Annotated in this window: 14 protein-coding genes; 6 read left to right on the top strand and 8 right to left on the bottom strand. The window is 65.8% G+C overall.

All coding sequences use genetic code 11. The annotated features are described in order from the left end of the window. Positions 1–282: 282 nt before the first annotated feature. Complete coding sequence (locus tag FHS96_RS20885; protein ID WP_429596276.1) at positions 283–906, top strand: TetR/AcrR family transcriptional regulator; 624 nt, start codon at positions 283–285, stop codon at positions 904–906. Between the two features lie 25 nt (positions 907–931). Here FHS96_RS20885 and FHS96_RS20880 read toward each other — a convergent pair whose 3' ends face one another. From FHS96_RS20880 to FHS96_RS20855, 6 genes are all read right to left on the bottom strand, one after another. Continuing rightward, the gene (locus FHS96_RS20880; RefSeq protein WP_429596273.1) at positions 932–1,450 is read right to left on the bottom strand and encodes an SRPBCC family protein; all 519 of its coding nucleotides are present in this window, start codon (positions 1,448–1,450) and stop codon (positions 932–934) included. Continuing rightward, entirely contained in the window at positions 1,447–1,845 is a 399-nt protein-coding gene (locus tag FHS96_RS20875) for a VOC family protein (RefSeq protein WP_429596270.1), read from the bottom strand. The genes FHS96_RS20880 and FHS96_RS20875 overlap by 4 nt, the downstream gene beginning before the upstream one ends. Then, positions 1,842–2,177: an ArsR/SmtB family transcription factor gene (locus FHS96_RS20870; protein WP_429596267.1), complete on the bottom strand. Its 336-nt coding sequence runs from the start codon at positions 2,175–2,177 to the stop codon at positions 1,842–1,844. Before FHS96_RS20870 ends, FHS96_RS20875 begins: the two co-directional genes overlap by 4 nt. Positions 2,178–2,229: 52 nt before the next feature. Beyond that, positions 2,230–3,519 (bottom strand): dihydrolipoamide acetyltransferase family protein, encoded by a 1,290-nt coding sequence (locus tag FHS96_RS20865; RefSeq protein ID WP_429596264.1) that lies wholly within the window; start codon positions 3,517–3,519, stop codon positions 2,230–2,232. Between the two features lie 112 nt (positions 3,520–3,631). Beyond that, positions 3,632–4,636 carry an alpha-ketoacid dehydrogenase subunit beta gene (locus FHS96_RS20860; RefSeq protein WP_429596895.1) on the bottom strand — a complete coding sequence of 335 codons (1,005 nt, stop codon included), beginning with the start codon at positions 4,634–4,636 and terminating at the stop codon, positions 3,632–3,634. A gap of 5 nt (positions 4,637–4,641) precedes the next feature. After that, positions 4,642–5,928 carry a thiamine pyrophosphate-dependent enzyme gene (locus tag FHS96_RS20855; protein WP_429596262.1) on the bottom strand — a complete coding sequence of 429 codons (1,287 nt, stop codon included), beginning with the start codon at positions 5,926–5,928 and terminating at the stop codon, positions 4,642–4,644. 196 nt (positions 5,929–6,124) lie between these two features. Here FHS96_RS20855 and FHS96_RS20850 point away from each other — a divergent pair, with 196 nt between their 5' ends. The 3 genes from FHS96_RS20850 (at position 6,125) to FHS96_RS20840 (ending at position 10,782) form a co-directional block, all read left to right on the top strand. After that, entirely contained in the window at positions 6,125–8,449 is a 2,325-nt protein-coding gene (locus FHS96_RS20850) for a glycosyltransferase family 4 protein (RefSeq protein ID WP_429596892.1), read from the top strand. A 29-nt stretch (positions 8,450–8,478) separates the two neighbouring features. Then, positions 8,479–9,759 carry a glycoside hydrolase family 130 protein gene (locus FHS96_RS20845; protein ID WP_429596259.1) on the top strand — a complete coding sequence of 427 codons (1,281 nt, stop codon included), beginning with the start codon at positions 8,479–8,481 and terminating at the stop codon, positions 9,757–9,759. Positions 9,760–9,999: 240 nt separating this feature from the next. Beyond that, positions 10,000–10,782, top strand: coding sequence for a DUF899 domain-containing protein (locus FHS96_RS20840; RefSeq protein ID WP_429596256.1), 783 nt, complete (start codon positions 10,000–10,002; stop codon positions 10,780–10,782). A gap of 6 nt (positions 10,783–10,788) precedes the next feature. Here the strand turns inward: FHS96_RS20840 and FHS96_RS20835 are convergent, their stop codons facing one another. Next, positions 10,789–11,268 (bottom strand): Lrp/AsnC ligand binding domain-containing protein, encoded by a 480-nt coding sequence (locus tag FHS96_RS20835; protein WP_429596253.1) that lies wholly within the window; start codon positions 11,266–11,268, stop codon positions 10,789–10,791. A gap of 110 nt (positions 11,269–11,378) precedes the next feature. On the opposite strand from FHS96_RS20835, the gene putA reads away from it, so the two are divergent. Then, positions 11,379–14,486, top strand: a complete 3,108-nt coding sequence (putA, locus tag FHS96_RS20830; RefSeq protein WP_429596250.1) for a bifunctional proline dehydrogenase/L-glutamate gamma-semialdehyde dehydrogenase PutA — start codon at positions 11,379–11,381, stop codon at positions 14,484–14,486. A gap of 115 nt (positions 14,487–14,601) precedes the next feature. Further along, positions 14,602–15,750: a GGDEF domain-containing protein gene (locus FHS96_RS20825; protein WP_429596247.1), complete on the top strand. Its 1,149-nt coding sequence runs from the start codon at positions 14,602–14,604 to the stop codon at positions 15,748–15,750. Positions 15,751–15,765: 15 nt separating this feature from the next. On the opposite strand, the gene FHS96_RS20820 is transcribed toward FHS96_RS20825, so the two are convergent. Next, the gene (locus tag FHS96_RS20820; protein WP_429596244.1) at positions 15,766–16,791 is read right to left on the bottom strand and encodes a M28 family peptidase; all 1,026 of its coding nucleotides are present in this window, start codon (positions 16,789–16,791) and stop codon (positions 15,766–15,768) included. Positions 16,792–16,872: the final 81 nt, after the last annotated feature.

Below are 16,872 nucleotides of genomic sequence, written 5' to 3'. Positions count from 1 at the left end.
AGATGTAACTGACCGGTACGTCCGCCTTAATATGTACCGATCGGTAACATGGCAAGCTTTTTCGTGTTGCATCCGCGAAGGCGATGCCGATAGAAAAGCTTCATTGACCGCAAGCCAAACCGCCATTTGCGCGGAAAGCCTCGGAAAAGTCTCGGCAAATGCGCGACCTTGGGCTTGCGGGCGGAACATGTGCGTGCCCTTGCCGTTCACTTAGCGTCAACTATTTGCAACGTATGTACCGATCTGTTACATCGGATTCGAAATTGGGATGCCATTTGTGAAATGAAGACCGGAACCAAGGCGGGGACGCCGAAGGACGGATGCTGCGAAGCGCCGCGCAAGGCGGCGGGTGAGCGCATCTTCGATGTCGCCCGAGACCTTTTTTACAAACGCGGGATCCGCGCCGTCGGGGTCGACGAGATCGTCGGCCAGGCCGGGGTGACCAAACCCAGCCTCTATCGAAGTTACGAGTCGAAGGATGCGCTCGTCGCGGCGTGCCTCGAAAGCTATCGGGACGACAAGGATCATCAGGTTGACGCGGTCGTTGCAGCGGCCGGAGACGATCCGCGCAACCAGCTCCGCGCGGTGATCCAGCTCTACGCCGCTGACATGATGGCGCCCGATTTTCGCGGCTGCCCGATGTCCAACACGGCGGTCGAATTCCCTGAGGCGCATCCGGCGCGCGCGGTGCTCGAAGAGTGCAAGGTGGAGTTTCGCGATCGGTTGGTGGGCATCACCCGCCAGATGAGCGTGCGCGAACCCGAGGCGCTGGCCGACGGCATATTGATGCTCATCGAGGGCGCTTACAGCACGCACCATATTTTCGGATCGCAGGGTCCTTGCCAGGCACTGGTCCGCGCCGCCGACGCGCTGATCGAGGCCTATACGCCGGTCCGAACCGCTTAGCGCCTGGGCCGGCGCCGCTGCGCGCTCAGCCCAGCAGTCCGCGCACCTGCGCCTCGCTCTCCTCATGCGTTGCCCAGAAATTGCGTGGTGTACGGCCGGCGATCACATCCACAAGCACTGCCAGATGGCTCGTCCAGCCGCCGGCGACGTTGCGCATCGCGTCGATGTCGCGCAGCCGGCTGTGGGTCAGCGTCAATGTCGTGCCGCCGTCGTGCGGGGAAAGTTCGAAGGTCACGACTGAACCATCGCCCCATTCGTGCCGCAGCAGGCGGGGCGGATCGATATCGAGGATTGCCAGTTCGCTGCGATGGCCGATCGCGTCCCTGTAGCGCTCTGGCACTGCGCCGGGTTCGGGAGACAACGTGTTGTGATCGAACAGGCAGACGATCCGCCCGCCCGGCCGCGGATCCACCGTGCCCGCCGCGAACCATTTCGCGCGTTTCTCCGGGTCGATCAGCCAGTTCCACACCTGCTCGACAGGAGCTGCGAGGGTGCGGACGATGCGGACGGTGTCGTCGGAGACCTTCTCGGCGAACCCGGTCATGCCTTGGGCTCCTCATACAGCATGATCCAGTTGCCGCAGCCATCGTCGAAGGTGGCAATGGTCGGCATTGCTGCGTCGCCCTGCGACGGCGGCGCCTTGAAGGTAACGCCGGCGGCGGTCAGCCGGGCATAATCGGCGTGGATATCCGCGGTCGCGAAGGCGGTGAGCGGCACGCCATGGGTCTTGAGCGCGCGCTGATACGCCCTGGCGAAGTCGAATCCCGCCGGTTCAAGCGAGATCTGCGCGCCATCCTCATCCTCGGGCGAAGCGAGCGTGATCCAGCGCGCGCCGCCTGCAGGAATGTCGGTCTTGACCACGAAACCGAGCACGTCGCGATAGAAGGCGATCGCCTTTTCCTGATCGTCGACGATGATCGACGACAAAGTGATCTTCATGCTTCGTCTCCTGGCGGTTGTTCGGCCTTGATGAAGGCCTCGAGCAGATCGAGCCGGTGGTTCCAGAAATGCTCCCACTGACGCAGCCAGGCGTCCGCCTCGGCGAGCGCGGCGGGGGCCAGGGCGAGGCGGTGGACGCGGCCCTCGACACGGCGCGTCACCAGCCCGGCGCGCTCGAGCATCCGGACATGTTTGGAGGCGCCCTCGAAGCTGATCGCGAAGGGTTGGGCGAGCTCGCCGATCGAGCGCTCGCCTAGCGCGAGATTTGCCAGCATCGCGCGGCGGGTGGGGTCTGCAAGCGCCTTGAAGGTCGCGTCGAGTCGTTCAACCATGAGGTTGAAGATAGACGCGAGCCTCCATTCGATCAACCATTCGGTTGAGCGATCAGTCCGCGAACAGCAGCACCGGCGTTTCGAGCAACAGCTTGACGGCCTGGATGAAGCTTGCCGCATCCCAGCCGTCGACAACCCGATGGTCGCAACTGATCGACAGGTTCATCAGCTTGGCGGCGACGATTTCGCCATCCTGGATGATCGGCCGCTCGACAATACGGTTGGGGCCGATGATTGCGACCTCGGGACGATTGATCACCGGCGTCGTTGCGATGCCACCGAGCGGGCCGAGCGAGGTGACGGTCAGCGTCGATCCCGAAAGCTCCTCCGACTTCGCCTTGCCGCTGCGTGCGGCCTCGGCAAGGCGAAGAATGTCGCTGGCGAGCTGCCAGACATTCTTCGCCTGCGCATCGCGGATTACCGGCACCATCAGCCCTGCATCGGTCTGCGTGGCCATGCCGAGGTGCACAGCGCCGTGGCGGGTGACCACGCCCGCCTCATCGTCATAGCGCGCATTGATCATCGGGAAGCGCGGCAGCGCCTTGCAGATCGCGACGATCAGCAGCGGCAGCAAGGTCAGCTTGGGGCGGCTGCCGCGATTGTCGTTAAGGTCGGCACGCATGTCCTCCAGCGCGGTGACGTCGATCTCCTCGACATAGGTGAAGTGCGGGATCGAACGCTTGGAGGCGGCCATATTCTCGGCGATCCGACGGCGCATGCCGATGACCTTGATCGCCTCGTCCGCCCGGGTGGCGCCGGCCGGACGCAGCCCCTGCGCGGCGCCATTGTAGGTGAGGAAGGCGTCGAGATCGGCGTGACGCACGCGATCACCTTGCGCCGGCTTCACGTCAGCAAGGTCGATGCCGAGATTGGCGGCACGCTCGCGCACCGCTGGGGAAGCAAGGATATTTTTCTTCTGCGGCGCCTGCTGCTCTTGCGGGAGCGGGTCGGGCTGAGGACCGGCGTCTGCGTGACGGATGTCCGGGGCGGGGTTGCCCTCTTCCCCGCGGGAAGAGGGCGGAGACACATCCTCCACCTTCTCGACCGTCTCTGCATCAGGTGTCTCGGCGTCGATCCGCTCGGCCACCTCTGCAGCCTCACCCTCGATCTCGATCACCACCAATGCGGAGCCGATCGCGATCACGTCGCCGACCTCGCCGCCGACCTGGACCACCTTGCCCGCCACCGGCGATTCCATCTCGACGGTCGCCTTGTCGGTCATCATGTCGCAAATCTGCTGGTCCTCGGTGACGAGGTCGCCGACAGCGACGTGCCACGCCACGATCTCCGCTTCGGATATGCCTTCGCCGATATCGGGCAGCTTGAACGTGAACAGCGCCATTACCCGTTGCTCCGTTCGTCCCGAGCGCAGTCGAGGGACATTGTGGCCACGAAAATTGTGTCTCGACTGCGCTCGACACGAACGGTGGAGAGGAGAAAGCGGTTCATCGCGATCAGTCCTTCAGGATCTTCTTGAGCGCCTCGCCGATGCGGACCGGGCCGGGAAAATAGGCCCATTCGAGGCTGTGGGGATAAGGGGTGTCGAAGCCGGTCACGCGTTCGATCGGTGCTTCGAGGTGGTAGAAGCAGCGCTCCTGCACCAGCGCCGAAAGCTCCGCGCCGAAGCCGGCGGTGCGCGTTGCCTCATGGACGATCATGCAGCGGCCGGTCTTCTTCACGGACGCCTCGATCGTCTCGATGTCGAGCGGCAGCAAGGTGCGCAGGTCGACGATCTCGGCGTCGACGCCCAGATCCTCGATCGTGCTCGCGACGACATGGACCATCGTGCCGTAGCACAGGATCGTCACCGCCTCGCCGGGCCGGACGATCGCGGCCTTGCCGAGTTCGATCCGGTAATAGCCCTCCGGCACCTCGCCCGCGGGATGGGCGGACCAATTGCGCGCCGGGCGATCATAATGGCCGTCGAACGGGCCGTTATAGATGCGCTTGGGCTCGAAGAAGATCACCGGATCATTGTCCTCGATCGCGGCGATCAACAGCCCCTTGGCGTCATAGGGGGTGGAAGGGATGACGGTTTTCACGCCAGAAACGTGGGTGAAGATGCCCTCCGGGCTCTGGCTGTGGGTCTGGCCGCCGAAGATGCCGCCGCCGAAGGGCGAGCGCACAGTCATCGGCGCGATGAACTCGCCGGCCGAGCGGTAGCGCAGCCGCGCCGCCTCCGAGACGAGCTGGTCGAGCGCAGGGTAGATATAGTCGGCGAACTGGATTTCGGGCACGGGTCGCAGGCCATAGGCACCCATGCCCACCGCCACGCCGATGATACCGCATTCGGTGATCGGCGTGTCGAACACGCGGGTCTTGCCATATTTGGCCTGCAGCCCGGCCGTTGCGCGGAACACGCCGCCGAAATAGCCGACATCCTCACCCATCACGACCACCGCGGGGTCGCGATCCATCATCACGTCCATCGCGCTGTTGATCGCCTGGATCATGTTCATCCGGCTCATTTGCGCGCCCCCGGCCGGCCGGCGATGTCATATTCGGAAAGCATCTGCGCGCGCTGTTCCTTCAGATGCCACGGGATCTCCTCGAACACCCCCTCGAACAGCGTCTCCATCGGCTGGTGCATGCCATGGCCGAGCACGCCATTCTTCTCGGCGGTGCGCGCCGCCTCCTTCACATATTCGGCGAGTTCCAGGTCCATCGCCGCGTGGCGTTCCTCATCCCATTCGCCGAGCGTGATCAGGTGCTGCTTGAGGCGCGCGATCGGATCGCCGAGCGGCCACTCGGTCCGCTCCTCGGCGGATCGATAGGCGCTGGGATCGTCCGAGGTGCTGTGGCCCTCGGCGCGATAGGTGAAATGCTCGATCAAGGTCGGGCCCTGGTTGGTGCGCGCCCGCTCCGCCGCCCATTCGGTCGCGGCGTAGACCGCTAGCGCGTCATTGCCGTCCACCCTGAGGCCGGCGATGCCATAGCCGATCGCGCGCGCGGCGAAGGTTGTCGATTCGGCGCCGGCAAAGCCCGAGAAGCTGCTGATCGCCCACTGGTTGTTGACCACGTTCATGATCACAGGCGCGCGATAGACGCTGGCGAAGGTGCATGCAGAATGGAAATCGCCCTCGGCAGTCGATCCCTCGCCGCACCAGGTCGCGGCGATGCGCGTGTCGCCCTTCGCCGCGGACGCCATCGCCCAGCCCACCGCCTGGGGATATTGGGTGGTAAGGTTGCCCGAGATCGAGAAGAAGCCGGCCTCGCGCACCGAATACATGATGGGAAGCTGCTTGCCCTGCAGCCGATCGCCCTTGTTCGAATAGATCTGGTTCATCATGTCGACGATGTCCCAGTCGCGCGCGATCAGCAGGCCCTGCTGGCGATAGCTGGGGAAGCACATATCGTCCGGCTGCAGCGCGAAGGCGGCGGCAACCGCGACGGCCTCCTCGCCGGTGCACTTCATGTAGAAGCTGGTCTTGCCCTGCCGCTGGGCGCGGAACATGCGCTCGTCGAACGCACGGGTCAGCGCCATAGCGCGCAACATCGCGCGCAGGCGATCGGACGTCAGCCGTGGATCCCAGGGGCCGACGGCATGGCCCTGATCGTCCAGAACCCGCACCATCGAATAGGCGAGTTCGTGGAAACTGTCCGGTACGGCGTCGGCGGCAGGGCGGGGTGCGGCACCGGCCGCGGGGATTGCGACATCGCTGAAATCCACCGAATCGCCTGGGCGAAAACGGGGTTCGGGTATGTGCAGCCGAAGCGGCGGCAGGTTGCGGCGGTCGGGCGCGCCTTCCAAAGCTCTCTCCAATTGCTGTTCTCACGCCTTGTTATAAAATTTCAAAGGCGCTGGCGAGCCGCATTCGGGCGCGGGAATCCCACAGACTGGCCAGAGTTGCGTCATCGCATTGCAATAATTGATGCTGCAGTGCATCATGAACGCAACCGAATCATTCCATCCTCGTTGCTGTGCTGCGGAGAACAGGTGGATGAAAATGTCATTGCGGGAGCGAAATGCAGCGTCGAAGGGCGCGAACGACAGCGGCAGCGAGAAGGGCTCGCCGGTGCGACGTATCGCGCTGATCGGCAACTATCTGCCGCGCCGTTGCGGCATCGCAACCTTCACAACCGATATCCGCGTCGCCTTTGCCGAACGGTTCCCAGGCGTCGCCGTCGACGTCTACGCGATGAACGACGGGCAGGACTATGATTATCCCGAAGCTGTCGTCCACCGGATCGAGCAGCAGGATCCCGCCGCCTATCTCGAAGCCGCCCGCCGCATCGAGGCAAGCGGGGCGGACCTGGTCTGGCTGCAGCACGAATATGGCATCTTCGGCGGCGACGCCGGTCAGTTCATCCTAAGCCTGCTCGATCGCGTGTCGATCCCGGTTGCGGTTACCTTGCACACCGTTCTGGACACGCCTGATCAGGCACAGCGCCATGTGATGGACCGAATCGTTCGGCTTGCCGATCGGCTGATCGTGATGGCTGAAATGGGCCGTGACACGCTGGTTCGCGTCTATGGCGCAAACCCCGCGCAGATCAGCGTCATTCCCCACGGCATTCCCGACCGCCCCTTCATGCCGACCGCGCCGATGAAGGAGAAGCTCGGCCTCGCCGACCGTGACGTGGTTCTCACCTTCGGCCTGCTTTCGCCGGGCAAGGGCATCGAGACGATGATCGAGGCGATGCCCGCAGTTGTGGAGCGTTTTCCCAACGCGCTCTATGCGGTGCTCGGTGCCACGCATCCGCATCTGGTCGCGCATGAGGGTGAGGCTTATCGCGACCGGCTGAAAGCACTGGCCGACGCACATGGCGTCGCGGACAACATCCTTTGGGTCGACGCGTTTCTCGAAACCGATGAACTGCTCGATTGGCTGGCCGCGGCGGACATCTATGTCACGCCCTATCTTAATCCTGCGCAGGTGACCTCGGGTACGCTGTCCTACGCGATCGGGCTTGGCAAGCCGGTGATCTCGACGCCCTATGTCCATGCCAGCGAACTGCTCGGCACCGGAGACGGGCGGCTGGTGCCGTTCGGGGATTCGGCCGGCTTTGCCGCAGAGATCATCGGCCTGCTCTCCAACCCGGACGCTTTGGCACGGCTGCGGGAGCGCAGCTACGCGCGCGGCAGGACGATGGTCTGGTCCTCCTCTGCCGATGCGCATATGACTGTTTTCCGCCCGCTGGCTCGCGCGCGTCGTGCGCGCAAGCGGGCGGGCCAGGTCTTCCGCCAGGCGCGGCCGGACATCCCCGAGCATGTCTCCTTCGACGCGATCGAACGGTTGAGCGATTCGACCGGCATGCTGCAGCATAGCCTGTTCTCGATTCCTGATCGGACGCACGGCTATTGCGTCGACGACAATGCGCGCGCGCTGCTGTTGACCAGCCGGCACGACCAACTCGACGACGCTCATTATGATCGCTGGACGCCGGTTTATGCGGCGTTCGTTCAGCACGCCTGGAACCCCGCGACCGGGTCCTTCCGTAATTTCATGGCCTTCGATCGGCATTGGCTGGAGGATAGCGGGTCGGAAGACAGTTTCGGCCGCACCTTGTGGTCGATCGGGGTAACCGCACGAGACGCCCGCCGCCCGCAATTCAGGCGGTGGGCGACCAGCCTGTTCGATCAGGTCGCCAGCCACGCGCTCAAGCTCGGGGCGCCGCGTGCGCGCGCCTTTGCGATCCTGGGCGCCGCGGCAATGGCGGAGGCGCACCCGGGTCATGGTGGCGCTCTGCGCATATTGCGCGAGTTCGGCGCCGACCTGATGGCGCTGCTCGACGCCAATGTCCGGCCCGACTGGGCCTGGTTCGAGATCGTGCTCGCCTATGACAATTGCCGCCTGCCCGAGGCGCTGCTCCGCGCGGGAAGCGCGCTCGCCGATCCGCTGATGGTGAAGCGCGGCATCGAGACGATGGACTGGATCGTCGCGCAGCAGACCAATGCCGACGGGCGGTTCCGCGCCGTGGGCACCGAAAGCTTCGGCCGCGAACTGCAGCCGCCCCTGCCGTTCGACCAGCAGCCGCTGGAGGCCTGGGCGACGATCGATGCGTGCGATGCCGCGTTCGATGCGACCGGCGATGCGCGCTGGCGCGACGTGGCGATGACCGCCTATCGCTGGTTCGGTGGCGAGAATGATCTGGGGCTGGCGCTGGCCGACCCCGCGAATGGCGAATGCTTCGACGGGCTGATGCCCGGAGGGGTCAATTACAACCAGGGGGCTGAATCGGTGCTTGCCTTTCATCTGGCGACATGCAGCATCCGCAAGCTATGCGGTGCGCAGGTGACCGGCCGGGTGACGGGGGTCGCTGCCGCCTGAGCTGATTGTCGCTGGCGTGCGGGGGGACGATGCTCGATCTGTACCATCACGAGTTGAAGTTGTTCGCCGATCCGTCACGCGTGGTGGTGCGGCCTTTCCACCTGCCCTGGCAACGCACGAGCGATGCGCCGAGCAGGACGGAGAAGCTCGTTGCCGAGGTGCTGGCGATGGACATGCGCACGGTGCGCGCCGAGCTGGGGCTCGTCTTCCGGGATTTCGAGGCGCGACATTGGCAGACCCGCAAGGTGTTCGTGCAGCGCTTCGGCCAGATCGCCGACCATCTCGGGCTGGATGCCAGCACCATCCGCCCCGAGAAGCAGGAACTGATCGGCGCCTATTTCTGCCACGAATATAGCTATGCCGCTGCCGCGCTGATGAACCCCAGCGTGGTGCGCCATCCCGACCAGAGCGGACTTTCCAACGGCGCAATCCGCATCTTGATGTCGCTGCGCTCGGTGGGCGAGGGCCATATCTCGTCGATCGCGTTCCGGGAGGGCATCATCTCGCCGGGCCGCGGCTTCGAACTGTCGCCAGAGCCGCCCTTCGCCACTGCCTGCCACGCGATCGATCTCGCGGTGGCGCGGCAGGACGGGCCCGTGACCGTCTATCGGCACATGGATAGTTCGCTGTCCGGCACGGTGCTGTTTCCGATCACCGATGCGCAGCGCAACGGGCTCGAGGATCTCCGCCTCGTCGAATTCACCCATCCGGACGGTTCGACCGAATGGATCGGTACCTACACCGCCTATTCGGGGCGCGAGATCGAATCGCAGCTTCTGCGCACGCGCGATTTCGCCAGCTTCGATCTGGTGCCGATGAAGGGGCCGGCGGCGCGCAACAAGGGCATGGCGCTGTTCCCGCGCACCTTCGACGGCGTCTACCGCATGATCGGCCGGCAGGACGGGCAGAACCTGTTCCTCCTCGAATCGGACGATATCGGCACCTGGGGCGAAGGGGTGCGGCTGCTGGAGCCACGCTATCCCTGGGAACTCGTGCAGATCGGCAATTGCGGCCCGCCCATCGAAACCGAGGAAGGCTGGCTGCTGCTCACCCATGGCGTAGGCGCCATGCGCAAATATTCGATCGGCGCGGTGCTGCTCGATCTCAAGAACCCGTCCCGCGTGCTCGGCCGCACCTCGCAGCCGATCCTCTCGGCCGCCGACGAAGATCGCGAGGGCTATGTGCCCAACGTGGTCTATACCTGCGGCGCGATGCGCGTAGGGGACGATCTGTTCATGCCCTATGGCGTCGCTGACAGCTCGGTGGCCTTCGCCACCATCCCGCTGCGCGAATTGCTGGCATTGATGTGATGGAGAGGGTGTTCTCGCTCGGTTGAGCGGGGGCATGACGGTACGGGCGGCATGGATCGACCGGCCAGGGTTGGATGAGGGCGGCCCGATGCCGTGCTCGATATACGGGGTCGCCCGTCCTCATCCCACTTGGCCGGTTCGCCCGCCAAATCGCGCCACATTTGTCACTCTCAGTGGTTGATACCCGCATGGCAGGACGATGCCGTGAACCCGTCAGCCGAGAGAGGAGGCGTGAACGCCATGACGTCATCGACCGAAACCGGAACCTTGCATGACCTGCCCGACATGCAGGCGCCGCCGATCGTCTCGCGCGAGGCGTGGGAGGCCGCGCATGCTGAAATGCTGGTGAAGGAAAAGGCGTTCACCCGTGCGCGCGATGCGCTGGCGGCGGCGCGCCGCCGCATGCCGTGGCTGGCGGTAGAAACGGACTATCGTTTCGAGGGGCCGGAAGGCAGCCTGAGCCTGCTCGACCTGTTCGCGGCGCGCCGGCAGTTGATCGTCTATCGCGCCTTCTTCGAGCCCGGTGTTCATGGCTGGCCCGATCATGGCTGCATCGGCTGCTCAATGGTCGCGGACCAGGTCAGCCACCTCGCGCACCTCAACGCGCGCGACACGACCTTGGTCTTCGCCTCGCGCGCATCGCAGCCCGACGTCGCCCGCATGAAGGCGCGGATGGGCTGGTCGATACCGTGGGTGACGATCACCGACACTTTCGATGCCGATTTCGGCGTCGACCAATGGCATGGCCACAACATCTTCATCCGCGACGGCGACCGCATCTTCCGCACCTATTTCATCAACAATCGCGGCGACGAGGCGGTCGGTACGGTGTGGAGCTATCTCGACCTCACTGCACTCGGCCGGCAGGAGGAATGGGAGGATTCCCCGCCGGGCTATCCGCAGTCGCGCCCGTACAAATGGTGGAACTGGCAAGACGAATATGTGCCGGGTGCCGCGCCAGACCCAAAATGGGTGGAGGTGTCGGACGCCGGGGAGGCGGCGTTCCGGAAGGACACCGCATAGCCCGCTTCAGATCGGCAGCGCGGTGGTGCTTTTCACCTGTTCCAGCACCGCATAGGTCCGCGTCTCGCGCACGCCCGGCAGCATGCCGATCTCATGGCCGAGAAAGGTGCGATAGGCGTCCATGTCGGCCACGCGCACCTTCAGCAGATAGTCGAAACCGCCCGCGACCATGTGGCATTCGAGCACGTCGGGCACGCGGCGGACATGTTCGGCGAAGGCGGTGAAGACATCGTCGGTCGTACGATCGAGCAGGATCTCGACATAGATCAGCAGCGCCCGACCGAGCTTGGCGGGGTCGAGCGCCGCGGCGAAGCCGGTGATCACGCCGGTTTCGCGCAGCCGCTTGACCCGCTCGAACGCGGCCGCGGGGGAAAGGCCGCAGCGTGTGGCGAGATCCTGGTTGGTGATCCGCCCATCCTCCTGCAGCACGCGCAGCAGGCGGCGGTCGGTTTCGTCGATCGAAGACTCTTTGGTACGCGGCGCCATTGCTTCAAATCCTTCGGCCTGAAGAGGTAACTTACGAAGCACATTCGGCCAGGGAAAGTATATCCTGCAGATCTGACGGGCGATTGGCCCGCGCCGGAGCTCTACCCGACATGCTGAACGACATTTCTCCCTGGGATGCGATCGACGACGCAAAATATGCGCCCGAGAACGACGTCATCCGCGAGTTGCTGCACGCCAACCCGCTGAGCCCGGCGGACCGTGCGGCGATCGGCATCGAGGCCGCGGCGCTCGTCACCGCCGCGCGCCAGTCGGTCAAGAAGCAGGGCGTCGTCGAAAGCTTCCTGCAGGAATTCTCGCTCGGCACGCGCGAAGGGCTGGCGCTGATGTGCCTTTCCGAAGCGCTGCTCCGCACCCCCGACGCCGACACCCGCGACCGGCTGATCGCCGAGAAGATCGGCGCGGCCGATTGGGCGAGCCATATCGGCAAGTCGGACAGCATGTTCGTCAACGCCTCGACCTGGGGACTGATGCTGACCGGCCGGCTAGTCGACGTCGACGAGGAGGTCCGCCGCGATTTCGGCGGCTTCTTCAAGCGGCTGACCGCGCGCGTCGGCGAACCGGTGATCCGCCAGGCGGTGGGTGCCGCGGTGAAGATGATGGGCGAGCAGTTCGTGCTCGGCCGCACCATTGGCGATGCGCTGGCCCGCGCGCGCAAGGAAAAGACGCTCTGCTCGTTCGACATGCTCGGCGAGGGCGCGCGCACCGCCCATGATGCCGAGCGCTATGAGAAGATTTATGCCGACGCGATTATCGCGGTCGGCAAGGCGGCGGACGGTGCAGGTCCTGAGCTTGGCCATGGTGTGTCTGTGAAGCTCTCCGCGCTCAGCCCGCGCTATGAGGCGGTTCAGGAAGCGCGGGTGATGGAAGAGCTCTACCCGCGCGTGAAGCGGCTGGCGCTGATCGCCGCGCGCTACGACCTCAACTTCGCGATCGACGCGGAGGAGGCCGATCGCCTCGTGCTCTCGCTCAAGCTGGTCGAGCGGCTGGTGCGCGAGCCGGATCTCGCCGAATGGCGCGGCCTCGGCGTCGTGGTGCAGGCCTATCAGAAGCGCGGGCGCCATGTGATCGGGGGCCTTGCCCGGCTGGCGCGCGAGAGCGGCCGGCGGATCATGGTTCGTCTCGTCAAGGGCGCCTATTGGGACAGCGAGATCAAGCGCAGCCAGATCGCCGGTCGCCCGGATTATCCGGTCTACACCACCAAGCCGGCGACCGACCTCTCCTACCTCGTCTGCGCCAAGGCGCTGATCGACGCCTCGCCCGACCTCTATCCGCAATTTGCCAGCCACAATGCCCACACGCTCGCGGCGGTGCGCCATATGGCGGGTGCCAAGGGCGTGACGATCGAGCATCAGCGGCTGCACGGCATGGGCGAGGCGCTCTATGCCGCCGCCGATGCCCGCTATGGCGGCATCATCCTGCGCGCCTATGCACCCGTCGGCGGGCATGAGGAATTGCTGCCCTACCTCGTTCGCCGCCTGCTTGAGAATGGCGCGAACAGCAGCTTCGTCCACGCGCTGCTCGACGAGCGGGTGCCGGTGGAAGATGTCGTGCGCGATCCGATCGCGCTGGTCGAGGCGCAGCCCGGCCGCCACCCGCGCATCCCTTTGCCGGCCGACATCTACGGCCTTGCCCGGATCAATCCGCTGGGCCGCGACTATGCGCTGTTCGATGCGCGCCAGGCGGCGCGTCTCGCCGCCGATGCGGCGCGCGACGAGCGTTACGAATCGGGTGCGATCGTCGGTGGCGTGCTGGTCCCGTCACAGGCAAAGCCGGTCGTGAGCCCTTCGGACGGCGCCCGCATCGTCGGCACGGTCAGTGATACAACGCCGGCGGATATCGATCGCGCGGTGGTGCTGGCGCGCAAGGCGCAGCCAGCCTGGGACCGCGCCGGCGGCGCCGGCCGCGCCGTGGTGCTGCGCGCGATGGGCGACGCGCTGGAGCGCGAGATGGACGCGCTGATCGCGCTGCTCTCCGCCGAGGCGGGCAAGACGCTCAACGACGGGGTTGCCGAAGTGCGCGAGGCGGTCGATTTCTGCCGCTATTACGCGCATCTCGCCGAGCGTCAGTTCGTCGGGCTGGAGACGCTGACCGGCCCGGTCGGCGAGACCAATCAGCTCGAACTGCGCGGCCGCGGCGTGTTCGTGTGCATCTCTCCGTGGAACTTCCCGCTGGCGATCTTCACGGGCCAGATCGCCGCGGCGCTCGCGGCGGGCAACGCCGTGCTCGCCAAGCCTGCGGAGCAGACCCCGCTGATCGCCGCCGCCGCGGTGCGGCTGTTTCACAAGGCCGGGCTCGACCCTGCGCTGCTGGCTCTGCTGCCGGGTGACGGCGCCACCGTCGGCGCGGCGCTGACCAGGCATCCGGGGATCGACGGCGTCGCCTTCACCGGCGGCACCGAGACCGCCTGGGCGATCAACCGTACGCTCGCCGAGCGGCGCGGGCCGATCGTGCCGTTCATCGCCGAGACCGGCGGGCTCAACGGCATGTTCGTCGATACGACGGCGCTGCGCGAACAGGTGGTGGACGACGTGATTCTCTCAGCCTTCGGCTCGGCCGGCCAGCGCTGCTCGGCGTTGCGCCTGCTCTATCTGCCCGAGGAAAGCGCCGACGAGACGATCGCGACGCTGAAAGGCGCGCTCGACGCGCTGGTGATGGGCGACCCCGCCGATCCCGCGACCGACATCGGTCCAGTGATTGACGCCGAGGCGCGCGAGGCGCTGGACGCGCATGTCGCTCGGCTGGAGCGCGAGGCGAAGATCGTCGCGCGCCGCGAAATCGGCACGCTGGCCGCGAAGGGCAGCTTCTTCGGCCCGGTGATCGCCGAGATCCCGACCGCGGACTTCCTTGAGCGCGAGGTGTTCGGCCCGATCCTCCACGTCTATCGCTACCGCGCCGGCGAACTGCCGCAGGTCGCGGCGAAGCTGGCGGCGCGCGGCTATGGCCTGACATTGGGCGTCCACAGCCGCATCGACCGTTTCGCGCAGGAAGTGCGGGCGCTGGTTCCGGCGGGCAACATGTACGTCAACCGCTCGATCATCGGCGCGGTGGTCGGCGTGCAGCCCTTCGGCGGGGAGGGGCTATCGGGCACCGGCCCCAAGGCGGGCGGCCCGCACGCGCTGCTGCGCTTCGCCATCGAGCGCGCGCTTTCGGTCAACATCACCGCGCAGGGTGGCGATCCCGCCCTGATGAGCCTTTAGTCGCTTGGCTACTCATCCTTAACCCCTGAATGTGATACGGCGCTGCAGCGAGTGGGATGGGCCGCGCGCTGCAGGTGGGGGATGAGGTCTTCGCGGATGCCCGCGGGGGCGGGCGATGATGGCGGGTGCAGCGTTCGCTCTGGCAGGCAATATCGCCTTCGCGCTGCTGTTCGCGACCGCCTTTCTGCTCATCGGGCTCAGCGATCGGGCGCATCGCAACGTCCTGCTGTTCGCGCTGACTTATGCCGTCGGCATCCTGACGCCCGCCAGCGAACTGCTGATCCCGCTGGTCGCCGTGCCCGAGCCCTTCGTGTGGCTGAGCCATGCCGCATTCGTCACATCCTTTTTCCTGATGGCGATCGCGCTGTCGCGCTTCTTCGGCCGGCGGCCGCCCTGGCTGCTGCTGTATGGGCTGCTTGGCGCATCCTTCGCGCTGCGGCTGGCGATCTGGGGCGGCACGCGCGGCAACTTCACCTATGAGTTCCTCTACCAACTGCCCTTCGCGGCGATGTTGGCGGCGTGTGCGGGCATCGTACTGGCATCGCGTCGGCGGGACAGCTGGACGATCGCGCTGTTCGTTATTTTCGCGCTCCTGTCCGGGCATTTCCTGCTGAAGCCGCTCATCGCGACCTGGTTCTATCCGGGGGCGACCGCGCGCGATTATGCCGGCAGCACCTATGCGTTGATCTCGCAGGCGACGTCGGGCGTGCTGCTGATCGCCACCGGGCTGCAACTCATCCTCGTCGTGATGCGGGAGATGCTCACCAGCACGCGGCTGCAGGCGGATACCGACATGCTGACGGGGCTGCTCAACCGCCGCGGCTTCGATGATCGCGCCACCCAGCTTCTCGCGCGCCGCGGCGGCGGCGACGTTGCGGTGGTGATGGTCGACATCGACCATTTCAAGTCGATCAACGACCGGTTCGGCCATGCTGCGGGCGACGTGGTGATCTGTGCGCTCGCCGATCTCCTGGCCAGCTTTGCCAGCCCGACGACGTTGATTGGGCGGCTTGGCGGCGAGGAGTTCGCCATGCTGCGGCTCGGCAGCGACTCGACCCAGATGGGGCTCGTCGCTGAGACCTTGCGCGCGCGCTTCGCCCGGCTGACGTTCGAAGGCCTGCCCGCCGAGTTCCGCGCCACGCTGAGCGCCGGCATCGCCGCCCAGGCCCCTGCCGAACCCTTGTCGCAAGTCATGCGCCGCGCGGATGGGCTGCTCTATGAAGCCAAGCATGCCGGCCGGGACAAGGTGATCGTCGAGCGCTGAGCGGCCGGATAGGATTCAGCGCGCCTCTTTTTCCCAAGCGCGCACCACCCGTTCCAGCCCCTCGACGACCCGCGCCAGCCGTTGATAATCCAGCTTGTCCGGCGTGTCCGACTGGGTGTGGTAATAGGGATAGCGGAACGGTGCGGTATCGGTGACCATCAGCGCCGGGATGCCGACCGCGGTGAAGGATCGATGGTCCGACCAGTCGATGCCGCGGACGAAAGCGGGGGCGGTGCCGCCGACCGAGGGGAAAGGCGTGGTTGCACGGAAGGTGCCGACGGCGCGCCGCACGAAATCGCGCGAATCGGTGGTGCCGGCGAAGGCGATGAAATTGCCGGTGCCGGGATAGAGCAGGCTCAGCGGCGGCGGATAATGCTGGCTGCCCCGCCGGTCGGAATAATAGCCCATCGTCTCCAGCGATATCATGCCGATGACGGCCTCGCCCGACCGTTTGAGCCGCCGCGCATAGGCGACGCTGCCCATGCCCTCGGTCTCGAAGAAGGGCGGCTCCTCATTGGCGAACAGCACCAGACGGATGCGCAACGCCGAGCGCCTGTCGAGCGCGCGGAGCCGCCGTGCGAGTTCGATGACCGCTGCGGTGCCAGAGCCATTATCGTTGGCACCAGGCGCATCCCATGCGCTGTCATAGTGCGCACCGAGCACCAATGTTGGTGCGGACGCGGCACGCGGCGCGATCACCACCTCGATGTTGCGGACGATCGGCAGCTCCGGCTGGAAACGCTGCGGCTGGACGGCGTAGCCGAAGCTCGTGAGTTGCCCCTCGATATAGCCAGCGGCGCGATCGAGCGCCTCTGGATGACCGACATTGTGCGCCGTGGCGCCGATCGCCGTCACATGCGCCACGAGATGTTCAGCGAGCAGCCGTTGTTCGGCGGTAAGCGCAGGCAGCGGGCCCTCATGCGATCGACCCGGCACCGCCGTTACCCACAGCAGCACGGCGACCGGCGTGCCGAACATCAGCAGGATCAGAAGAATCGCGACGATGCGCGACGGCGGCACAATGATCGATCGCACATCCATGGCGCCGGCTCCCCCCCCCAAGGTCGGCCTCAGGCTAGCGCAGGGTTCGGAAAGTCCGCCACGCTTTTCACTCCGTTTCCG

The sequence above is a fragment of the Sphingomonas zeicaulis genome (assembly GCF_050433225.1).
Lineage (GTDB): Bacteria > Pseudomonadota > Alphaproteobacteria > Sphingomonadales > Sphingomonadaceae > Sphingomonas_D > Sphingomonas_D zeicaulis.
The sequence above is the reverse complement of the archived record's forward strand: the minus strand, read 5'-3'. Positions and strand labels throughout refer to the sequence as shown.